This is a genomic window from Mucilaginibacter tolerans, assembly GCF_030519375.1.
In the GTDB taxonomy this organism is placed as follows: domain Bacteria; phylum Bacteroidota; class Bacteroidia; order Sphingobacteriales; family Sphingobacteriaceae; genus Mucilaginibacter.
Map to the genome: position 1 here is coordinate 267669 of NZ_JAUMKB010000006.1, position 10677 is coordinate 278345.

The 10677-nt window shown below is 42.9% G+C and carries 8 protein-coding genes, 1 tRNA gene and 1 pseudogene; 5 read left to right on the forward strand and 5 right to left on the reverse strand.

Annotated elements, in window-relative coordinates; translation table 11 throughout:
• Nucleotide 1 precedes the first annotated feature (1 nt).
• Nucleotides 2-3334: a DUF4175 family protein gene (locus tag Q3A68_RS11155; protein WP_302901166.1), complete on the reverse strand. Its 3333-nt coding sequence runs from the start codon at nt 3332-3334 to the stop codon at nt 2-4.
• A 146-nt stretch (nt 3335-3480) separates the two neighbouring features.
• Here Q3A68_RS11155 and Q3A68_RS11160 point away from each other — a divergent pair, with 146 nt between their 5' ends.
• Both Q3A68_RS11160 and Q3A68_RS11165 read left to right on the forward strand, forming a co-directional pair.
• Complete coding sequence (locus Q3A68_RS11160; protein ID WP_302901167.1) at nt 3481-3918, forward strand: MarR family winged helix-turn-helix transcriptional regulator; 438 nt, start codon at nt 3481-3483, stop codon at nt 3916-3918.
• Nucleotides 3919-3952: 34 nt separating this feature from the next.
• Nucleotides 3953-5212, forward strand: a complete 1260-nt coding sequence (locus tag Q3A68_RS11165; RefSeq protein ID WP_302901168.1) for an MFS transporter — start codon at nt 3953-3955, stop codon at nt 5210-5212.
• Nucleotides 5213-5548: 336 nt separating this feature from the next.
• On the opposite strand, the pseudogene Q3A68_RS11175 reads toward Q3A68_RS11165, so the two are convergent.
• A pseudogene (locus Q3A68_RS11175) lies at nt 5549-6201 on the reverse strand (DUF4249 domain-containing protein).
• Between the two features lie 192 nt (nt 6202-6393).
• Between Q3A68_RS11175 and Q3A68_RS11180 the strand changes: the two are divergent.
• Both Q3A68_RS11180 and Q3A68_RS11185 read left to right on the forward strand, forming a co-directional pair.
• Nucleotides 6394-7548 carry an alpha-hydroxy acid oxidase gene (locus tag Q3A68_RS11180; protein WP_302901171.1) on the forward strand — a complete coding sequence of 385 codons (1155 nt, stop codon included), beginning with the start codon at nt 6394-6396 and terminating at the stop codon, nt 7546-7548.
• A 112-nt stretch (nt 7549-7660) separates the two neighbouring features.
• Nucleotides 7661-7734: transfer RNA gene (locus tag Q3A68_RS11185), tRNA-Pro, on the forward strand.
• Nucleotides 7735-8273: 539 nt separating this feature from the next.
• Here the strand turns inward: Q3A68_RS11185 and Q3A68_RS11190 are convergent.
• Complete coding sequence (locus Q3A68_RS11190) at nt 8274-8510, reverse strand: hypothetical protein (RefSeq protein WP_302901172.1); 237 nt, start codon at nt 8508-8510, stop codon at nt 8274-8276.
• Nucleotides 8511-8613: 103 nt separating this feature from the next.
• Nucleotides 8614-8838, reverse strand: a complete 225-nt coding sequence (locus Q3A68_RS11195; protein WP_302901173.1) for a hypothetical protein — start codon at nt 8836-8838, stop codon at nt 8614-8616.
• 36 nt (nt 8839-8874) lie between these two features.
• Between Q3A68_RS11195 and Q3A68_RS11200 the strand changes: the two genes are divergently transcribed.
• Entirely contained in the window at nt 8875-9987 is a 1113-nt protein-coding gene (locus Q3A68_RS11200; protein ID WP_302901174.1) for a Fic family protein, read from the forward strand.
• Between the two features lie 41 nt (nt 9988-10028).
• Here Q3A68_RS11200 and Q3A68_RS11205 read toward each other — a convergent pair whose 3' ends face one another.
• On the reverse strand, nt 10029-10607 hold the full coding sequence (locus tag Q3A68_RS11205) for a site-specific integrase (protein ID WP_368045669.1): 579 nt from the start codon (nt 10605-10607) through the stop codon (nt 10029-10031).
• Nucleotides 10608-10677 lie beyond the last annotated feature (70 nt).

Consider the following 10677-nt stretch of genomic DNA (forward strand, 5'->3'; position numbering starts at 1 on the left):
GTTATTTGGCATTAAGTTGATCAAAGTAAGATTTTATTTTTTGTTTATAGTACAAATTAAGTGCCGGAGATACTGTCTTAATTTGTTCGGTCTGTTTTTCTTTCGATTTTTGGTAGTCCTGCAACGCCTTAATGTATCCTGGAGGCATATCTTTCCCTACATTGCTTTCCCTTTTTTGATCCTGATCCCTTTGTTGCTGAGCTTTTTCTGCTTCAAGCATCCGGGTTTGGATCTGTTGCTGCCTCTTTAGCACTTCATCAGTTATTCGTCTGTTTACGATATCGTTCTCAGTTTGTTCCATTTCTTTTGAAATTTTATCCAAATTACCAAGACCTCCGGTACCGTTTTTATTCTCTTCTTTATTAATTTCCTGCAGCGCCTGTCTTATCATTTCCTGCTGCCTGGCCATTTTTGCCAGCTGCTCGCTCATGCCGGCCCGCTGACTTTGTGACATATTTCCACCCTGTTTTTGCAGCTGATCGCGCATCTGCTGCATGTTCTGGTTCAACTGCTGCTGCATCTTGTTTAGCTGCGATAGGGATGGCTGTTTCCCCTTTCCTTTGCCACTTTTTCCGTTCTTCATCGAATTCTGCAACTGCTCAAGCGCTTCATTCAGCATCAGTGCCAGGTTGTTCATTGATGTCATGGCATATTGCTGGTTTCTTGATGCTTCTGCCGTGCGGCGGTCGCTCAAATTTTCCAACGACTCTTCAATGTGGCTATTTATGCTTGAGATCTCTTGGTTTACAGTCGATTGTATTTGTGGAACCCGTCGACTCAATGCATAAAGGCTGTCTTCTGCCGTTTTTAAATTGTCTTTTATGTCCTTTTGTTTTTGTGCTAATATAGCATAATTTGGATCAGTTGGGTTAGTATTTTTCAACGTTTCCATAACTTTTTCCTGATCGAATGAACTATTAACGAGATTTTTTAACAATTCGCGTAGCTGCTGCGCATCAACGTTGTTTTGTGTGTCTTCTCCCTCCTGGTTTTTATCCTCCATCTGCTTGGCCATCTGCTGCATTTGCCTTGCGGCATCTAGCTGTGACTGAGCTGCTTTCGGCTTATTATTCTTCTGCAATTCATCAGAACTTTGGCTCATTTGCTGATCGATTTTATGCTCTTCGCTTTTCGGATTTTCAAAATTATTTTTCTGTTCAGCACTGTCATTTTGCTTTTGCAGATCATCGAGCGACTTCTTTACATCCTGAAAATCCTGCTTGAGCTTATCCTGCTCCTGCTGCAGTTGTTTGGTGTCAGAGCCCTGCTGTTTTGTTTGTTCAGAAAGTTTTTGCTGCTTATCAGCTAACTGGTTCAACGTGTTAATGTTCTGATTTAATTTCTGGTCAAATTCCAGTTTTTTATACAGTTCCAGTATACGGTCGAGCTCCTTTTTCAGCGATTTATTATCCATCTGCATCTTGGATAGCTGATCGCGCGTAAGGTCCTTTTGCTCCTGGTCCATCAGCGCCTGTAGTTTCTTCAGAAGGTCCTGGGTTTTTGGGTCGAGCACGTTATTAAACAGGTTCTCGATCTCTTTTTGCTTCTCTAAAATCTCCTTATTCTGCTGCTCATTTTCCTGGCGGTTAACCATGTTCTTTTTATTCTCTGCCTGTATATCTTTCACTAGGTTATCGAGGTCCTTTTTCTTCTGCAGCAGGTCATCTATCTGTTTCTTTTCATCAAATGATAAAGTGTTTTTATCCAGTAACTTTTGATTCAGCTTTTGGGCATCACGCTCTACCTGAGTGGCAAGCTTAATGGCTGATTGCATTTTTTCCTTTACGGCCTGCGTGCCTTTTTCCAACTCCTCATTCAACTGCTTCTGATCCGGTACATTCAGTGTACGCTCAGGCGATCGCACCTTTTTAGGGCCGCTAACACCGTCATTATCCGCTACCTCAAAATAGTAACTCACCTGGTCGCCGGCCTTAGCGCCCAATTGCTTCATATCCCAGAAATAGAAGAAATCAGCTTGGGTTTTGCTCAGATCAGCCTTAACAGAATGGGTTGTTTTATGCTCCGAATTTTTATCACCCGGCGCACCGATTTTATAGTTGAAGGTTAAAGAAGAAAAGCCATGATCATCCTGAATTTTTCCGTTGAAATAAAGCGCTTTGCTGCTGATAGAATCTGATTTCTCCTCAACACTTATGGCCGGCATCTCATCAGCGATCACATTGATGCGATATGAAGCCGAATCGCCCCGGCTTACATTTTCATTTTGCGGACTGATCTTGTAAAAGGAATTTTTATATACCCTTTCGGTATGCTCAAACACGTCATCCCCTGATTTCGCCGCATTAGAGCGGTTATTATTCATATCAAACTGGATGCCTGTAGCATTCTGCGTATGGAATTGCCATTTTACAGTAGTTCCGGCTGGAAGGGTAAGATCACCAGCATTAAGTAATTGCTCGGATTTTTTATTCAGATAAGCGGGGTAGCTTAACTGAACATCAAAATGCAGCAAAGAGGGCTTTAGGTTAACTTTTATCTCATATGGCAGAGATGTGAATCCATTGGCTGTTAATCGGAAAACAGTATTTTTTTGCAGATTACTGAACTGGTAATGAAAGCGGCTGATATTTTCCTTATCCAACTTAAAAGTATTATTGGCCGTTTCTATATAAACATCCGATGGCAACTTATTCCCATCCAGTTTTAAATTCAGTTTAAAATCATCGCCCTGAACAACAGATAGCGATTGGTTCAACACTACAAACTTAAACGGGGCCACCGGGGCAAAATACTCGTTGTGCCTGATGATCCTTTTGGTGCTTTCGGTTAGCATAGAAGGGGCCGTTAATGCAATAATGCAGATAATAGCCGCTGGAAACATGACCCATTTAAGGTATTTGGTATTCTCCTTAATATTGATGGCCGATGGAAAACTAACGGGTTTGAGAGTCTCGATTTTCTGATCAATGCTGGCTTCTATCAGCTCACGTTGCTGCTGGTTGCTGTCTGCCAGTTTTTTAAGCTGAAGGGTGTTCAGCAGTTTGTCGCGCACGTCTGTAAAATGTATCCCGATGATCTCAGCCGCCTGGTCATGCGTAAGGGTTTTTCCAAGTTTTAGCCAGGCCAAAAGGGAAGGAAGAATCAACCATGCGGTTAACCCTAAATTAAGCAGGATAAAGAAGTAAAACAGGAAAGTCCTGAAGCCGGAATTGAAGTTGCCGTAGTACTCGCTAACGGTGATAACAATGTAGGCTGAGAATATCCCAGCACCTAAAAAGATCAACCCACGAAGCAAATTGTTGAAATAATACTTGCGGATGAAAGTATCGATCTTGCTGATTAACAACTCGTAGTTTTCTGATGACCGCACCATAATTCCAGACAAATACGCCAAATACAGCTCTAACGCAATGTAACTATCAAAATTATAACTTTTAAATGATAATCGTGCATTTCAAAACCGGGATAACCGCTGTATATTTGTAAGGCAAACTGATAAGTTTAATTAACTATTTTACTATGGCTCAATATCCTGATCTGGAACTGGCATCTGAACTGCGGACATTGTTTACCCGGTTAATAAAAAAGCTGCGCAAAGAATCGGTTTCCGGCCAACATCTTTCGCTAACCGAGCGGTCGACAATGTCGATGCTGTATCAGCAAAAACAAATGCTGCCGAGCGAATTGGCGGCCTCTGAAAAGATCACTAACCAATCCATGTCGCAGATATTGAACCACCTGCTGGAACTAGGATACATCACCCGTACTGCCTCAGATACCGACAAACGAAAAGTGCTGATATCGCTGACCAAACCGGGTGAAGAAACCTTGCTACGCGTTCGTGCCGAGCGGGATGAATGGTTGGCAAAAGCGATAAGTGACAGCTGTGATGAAGAAGAAATAAACATGCTTAAGAAAGTGATGGGACCATTGAATAAGATCGTCGATCACGAATAGAGCTTAAGCACAACAAAATCTACCAAACAAATAAATGAATATTACAACTTTTAAAGCATTCAAAAGCCGAAACTACAGGCTATATTTTATCGGACAATCCGTTTCTCTTATCGGGACATGGATGCAAAAAACTGCTGTAAGCTGGGTGATATATTCGCTTACGCACTCCACCTTTATGCTTGGGCTGACCTTATTTGCAAGCCAGTTCCCCTCTTTTTTATTTTCGTTATTAGGCGGTGTCATCTCCGACAGGTACGACCGCTTTAAGGTGTTATTGTGCACACAAATTGCGTCCATGATACAAGCCGTTATATTGGCAATTCTGATATTATTGGGCCAATATGCTGTCTGGGAAATATTAGCGCTGAGCGTCCTGCTTGGTATTATCAATGCTTTCGACGTACCAGCACGGCAGGCATTAGTGTATGAAATGATCGATGATAAAAAGGATCTGCCCAATGCATTGGCCCTCAATTCGTCCATGGTTAACTTATCAAGATTGATCGGCCCGGCCATTGCAGGTTTTGTGTTGGAAAAACTGGGTGACGGCACCTGTTTTACGCTGAACGCTTTAAGCTTCCTGGCTGTTATTGGCTCGTTATTACTAATGCGGTTGCCAAAATATATCAAACAGGTGCATACCAAAAATGCCTTTGGAGAAATGAAAGAAGGATTTGTGTACCTGAAACAAACGCCGTCGATCGCATTTATCATTATCATGCTGGCGCTGATCAGTTTATTGGTGATGCCATTCAGTACTTTACTACCGGTGTATGCGCGGGATATTTTTAAAGGAACGGCATCAACATTTGGAATTATAGACAGTGTGATAGGCCTGGGTGCATTTAGCTGCGCCATATTCCTGGCATCATTAAAACCGGGTGCTAACCTAAAGAGAATACTGGCAGTTAACACCCTGATATTTGGTGCCGGCTTGGTGCTTTTTTCGCACGAAGGCAGTTATCCGCTGGCGCTGGTATTTTCAGCAGTTACGGGTTTTGGCATGATGGCCCAGGTTACGGTAAGCAATACCCTCATACAAACAACCGTTGACGCCAATATGCGCGGGCGGGTAATCAGTTTTTATGCGATGGCCGTTTTCGGCATGCAACCTTTGGGCGGCCTGGTGATCGGTTCTGTATCCAAATGGATAGGAACACCTGCCACACTGCTCGGAGAGGGGATCATAGCCGGGTTAATTGGGTTGCTGCATTTGCGTTTCCTGCGGAAAGAGAAACTCAAAAAGCAACAGTCAATTCCGGTTTTAGGGCAGCAGACGGTACAGGCTGCTTAGTGCTGGCATTATTTCCAAAAGGCAGGTTTTTTATTAGTTCCTCTTAAAGTGCAATCGGTACATTCTTTGGTTGCGGCTGTAAATCCAACTGGCGGGTGGGCGGGCAATTCAATTGCCGAAACAGGTATATAGAGGTACCCGATAGCCCCAGGCATATAATAATTGATGTAAATATCCACCTGATCCACCGAAATCCCCTGTTTGTTTTTGATGGCATAATAACAACAGGGCAGTTCATTGGCATAATCAACCAGGAGCACACAACCGGCGCAGGCTGACTCGTTTTTCCAGGGCAGGTAATAGCCCTTTACGAATAAATATTCGCTGGATTGATGTTTAGCCTATGCACAAATAACCTATAACAGGCTCAGCAGGTGTAGTGACAAAATGTATATTACCTCTGATCGCCGAGGGTTGTGCATCAAAAATGCTACCCAATTGCTCGGTATTCTTTTTCAGATTAGCATAAAATTTATAAGCGTCGGCGGATAATGCGTATTGTTTTACCAGTATACTATATTCTACGCTCAATTTCTCTGCAGATGAAGCAATAGAAAGAATCGGATTTTGATAATAACGCTTTGAGATAATTTGGCTGAGGATCCTAAAACAATTGTGCTTGACGTGTCGCCTTGCCAGCAAGTATAAATATTATCGTTGGTTTCGTCTCTGTGTAACGCCGTATCACCATTGGATTTATAATGCGAATCAAATCCCGAATTAAACTCCCATGTTTCCTGGTATTCCCAGCCGTAGTAGCGTACCTTATTAGTTTGGTCGTGTGTATTGGCATAAATATTCAGACCTGCCCCCTGCGGGGTTCCTTGTATGTCGTAACTGATGCTATCAATCGGCGGGGAATCAAATATTTTTACATAATCAGATAAATATTGCTTGTTGCCATTGGTTTCTATACGCAAGCGGTATTGGTGGGTGCTATCCAGATTTAAGCCCGCACAAGCATAATTACCTTTTCCAATTTCTGCCAAGGGAAAAGAAATGTTTTGATTATATCAAATATAACTAAATCTTTCTTTATGTAAACCGGAGACTCGTTTTATATCGAATTCCCCGATTAAAGGATTTTGCGGCTGCAATATTTGTGATTAATTAAATTTCTTCAAACAAAAAGCAAGCCCAGCTGTATTAACTACAAAGCAACCAACACATTGCCCCGTATTATGAGTATGGTAGACAAATATCCCTCTGTAGACGATCTTATCAAAAAAGCAAAATCCAGGATTCCAAATTTCGTATTCGAATATTTGGATGGCGGCTGCAACGACAATGTTGCTGTCTCAAAGAATACTGCGGAGCTGAGGGATATCGAACTAAGGCCATATTATATTACCGATCATAAGGAGCCCGATTTAAGAACGGAACTATTTGGCCACACCTATGATCTTCCATTTGGTATTTCTCCTGTGGGCCTTCAGGGTTTGATGTGGCCCAATTCACCCGAAATATTAGCAAAAGCATCATTAAGACATAATATTCCCTTTGTAATAAGCACCCTGACCACAAGTACTATCGAAAGGCTCTCCGAATTAACGGAAGGCCGGGCGTGGTTTCAATTATATCATCCTAAAGAAAATGATCTGCGTGATAAAATTATGAAAAGGGCTGAAGATGCGGGTTGTCCTGTGTTAGTGTTGATAAGCGACATGCCGAGCTTAGCTTATAGACCGTGGGATATGCGTAATGGGTTGGGCTTACCACCTAAAATGTCCATTAAAAACATTCTTCAAATTTTGGGCAGGCCGGAATGGTTGCTTAAAACGCTGAAATATGGCAGACCAAAATTTGCTATTATGGAACCGTACCTGGAGAGCTTAAATAATCAGATCAGTTTTGACAACCGGCTCACTGAACAAAAAATTGCGGCCATAAGGGATAGATGGAAAGGTAAGCTGGTCATAAAAGGGATTGCCTCAGAAGAAGATACAGAGGCGGCGATCCGATTGGGAGTAGATGGTATTGTGGTTTCTAATCACGGAGGGCGACAACTGGATGCCGGCCCATCCTCTATAAAAACATTGGGACCTATAGTTGAAAATTACCAGGGTAAAATAAAGATCATGCTGGATAGTGGATTGCGAAGTGGGCCCGATATTGCAAGGGCCCTGGCCTCCGGTGCGGAATTTACTTTTATGGGCCGGAACTTTATGTATGCAGTTGCGGCACTAGGCGACGAAGGCGGCGACCATATCATCGAATCTCTGAAAATCCAGCTAAAACAAGTAATGGAACAAATTTCCTGCTCATCAGTAAGCGATTTGAAAAATCATTTGGTGACTCCTTTTATTAACTTAATAAACACCAGAGCTATTGCGTAAGGCTTACGTCCACCAACAAGCTAATTCTGATATAGAGTCCAAATACTTCGAACTGTTTCTTTACATCTTATCTTTCATGTTTAAGTAGCGATACATTATATTTGTACCCTTACGGGATGTAGCGTAGCCCGGTATCGCGCCAGCATGGGGTGCTGGAGGTCGTGGGTTCGAATCCCGCCATCCCGACTTGATTATCAAGGCTTTATGAATTTAGTTCATAAAGCCTTTTTCCTTGCGTCAAACATTGGTCAAACATTTTTAACATATTTTCTTAGGCTTTATTAGGTTGAAAGGAAGTCTCAATTTATTTCTTTGAGATTCTTTTAGCTCCGACTTAAAGGAATATAAGTCCTGCTCCCGCTACCTTTTTATTTTGGGGTGATGCAAAATGCGGTGTAATTTGGCATCAAACCATACCTCCTTCATCTTCCTAATGAGCGCCCATTCCATTTTTACGATGTAAGCAACTAACAGCGCCTAGCCGGGTAATAACTCAAGGACAGGCGGCGCTGAAAGACAAAAGCAAATCAGCCTACTTGTATATCCTTGAATTTTATCCTGGCGTTGGCCATCTTCGGTGAATGGCGAAAATGGAATAACTGTTAAAAAGAGAAAAAATTCTGTGTTAATAAGCAAAACAAAATTACCCTTACAACATAAAAGGCGAAATACCTCAGGCTATGAATAGGAGTAAAATATAGCAGCCGCAAGCAAACTAACTCGAATCATCTGCCGTTGATTAAACGTTTAAGTGCAAATCTAATTTGCCTTTCAAAGCATTTAAATGCGATTGAACCGCGAAGCAACCTTATTCTGTCCTTAAACTTCTTACCGGGTTCATCAGCGCTGCCCGGATCGCCTGCGAACTGATCGTCAAAAACGCGACAAGCACCGCACTCGCTCCCGCCAGAAGGAATACCCACCAGTTTAATCCGATCCTGGTCGCGTAGCTTTGCAACCATTGATCACGCCGCGCCGCGGGTCAAAACCGCGCAAAGACAAAAAATATAACATAGGCTTATCATAGGTTAGATGCAAAATTGGAAAAAATATTGAAATGCCCGGTCATCCTCCGGGGGATATGTCCATGAAAAAGGGAAAAAATGAACGGATGCGCTGCTTTTGTTCAGCCGGTGTCAGCCGCCTGGCTATTTGTTCAACAAACAAAGAAAAATGAACAAATGCCGCTTTGGTGTCCATGGAAATCATTCCGGGAACAATTTGTTCACGAAACCAAAGAAAATGGACAAATGCTCTTTTTATGTCCACTAAAATGCCGTTAATTTGCATTTGTCCAGAAGATCAGATAAAATGGACAAATAGCTTATGCCATACGACCGTAATCAGCCTTACAATGCGCTGCCACTGCTTCCGCCGCCACCGCAGAACGACGATGACGTAGAAATCCTCAAAAAGCTGGTGACCACGTCCCGTGCGCTGGCAGCAGCCAACGCCAATGTCAAACGGCTGCCGAACCCCTATATGCTCATCAATACCATCGCTTTACAAGAAGCCAAGACTTCGACCGCGATCGAGAATATTTTTACCACCGAAGATGAACTTTACAAGGCGGTTTCTGAAACCATCCGCGAAGAACAGACGAATGTCGGTACCAAAGAAGTGCTCCGTTACCGCGAAGCCTTGTGGCAAGGTTTCGATGTGTTGCAAGCAAAGGAACGATTAGATATGGATTGCGTGGTTGGCATATTCCAGCGGATCAAACAATCCTCCGCAGCTTTGCGCCCGCCACAATCCCAAACCGTCATCAGGCGCGGTCAAAGCGAATTCCGTTCCGGCGAGGTGATTTATACGCCGCCCCGCGGCGCGGGCATCCTGGAACAACTCATGGATAACCTGCTCGATTACCTGAATGATGATGAAACCTATCCCACAGATCCGCTTTTAAAAATGTGCATTGCGCACTATCAATTCGAAGCGATTCACCCCTTTCCCGACGGCAATGGCCGTACAGGCCGAATCATCAACCTTTTATACCTTGTCCATAAAGGTTTACTGGACCAGCCCGTACTGTACTTGTCAAAATACATCATCGTAAATAAAGATGATTATTACCATCATTTGGGCGGTGTAACCCAACGCGGCAGCTGGAAACCCTGGATTATGTATATGCTGGATGCGGTAGAAAAAACCGCACAACTGACCAATCAGCTGATCACCAGTATCCTTAACCAGATGGAAGCTACCCTTGAACATGCACGCGCCGAAATCAAATGGTATAGCAAAGAAGCCAACGAAGCGCTGTTCAGCCAGCCCTATATCCGCCCGGAATTGTTAGGCAAGACATTGGGACTCACATCCCGCACGACGCTGACCAAATATTTTAACGAACTGGTGGCCGCCAAAATACTATATCCCGGAAAGGATGGCAGGGCCGTATATTACATCAACGGCGATCTGATGTCCATTCTGGAAGGATAGGCCGGTTAATCAATAGGGCGTTTCTTTTCAGGCAGGAGAATTTAAATACAATCATTTATCCGGTCATCAAAAAGAGGATCGCCAATTTCGTCCAGGTAGGTTTCTGTCGTCTTGATACTATCGTGTCCAAGAGATTTACCAATATCTTCCTTTGAGATGCCTTTTGTTCTTAATGCTGAAGCATAGCTGTGACGCGCGACGTAAGTAGTCAGGTTTTTCTGAATTTCAGCCTTCTCGGCCATGGTTTTCAAGTCCTGATTAACACGTTTTAATATCTTTTGCTTCCTATCTCTTTGTGAGCGTACCGTTCCATGCCGTTTATACAAAATCGGGAAAACATAGCCAGCATCACTATTACCTTCCATATGCCGGTAATACTCAAGTATCTTAATGGCCTCCGGATGCAGTTTGAAATCAAATTCCTCTTTGGTTTTAGCACGTACATAGTTGATAAACCCGTCCCTGATGTTAGACCATTTTAAATTAGCCAGGTCAGTAAAGTTGATGCCCCGGCAATAATAACTGAATAAAAAATAATTACGTGAATTAATCAGCTTATCGTCTTCAAGTTCAAGTTTGATGATCTTCTGAATTTGCTCCTGGCTGATAGCTCTTCTAATGAAAGAGAATCAAAGTATTATTTGATGACCTCCTTGGTAGTGAATCAATCATTGAAGTGGAGGAGTAAAA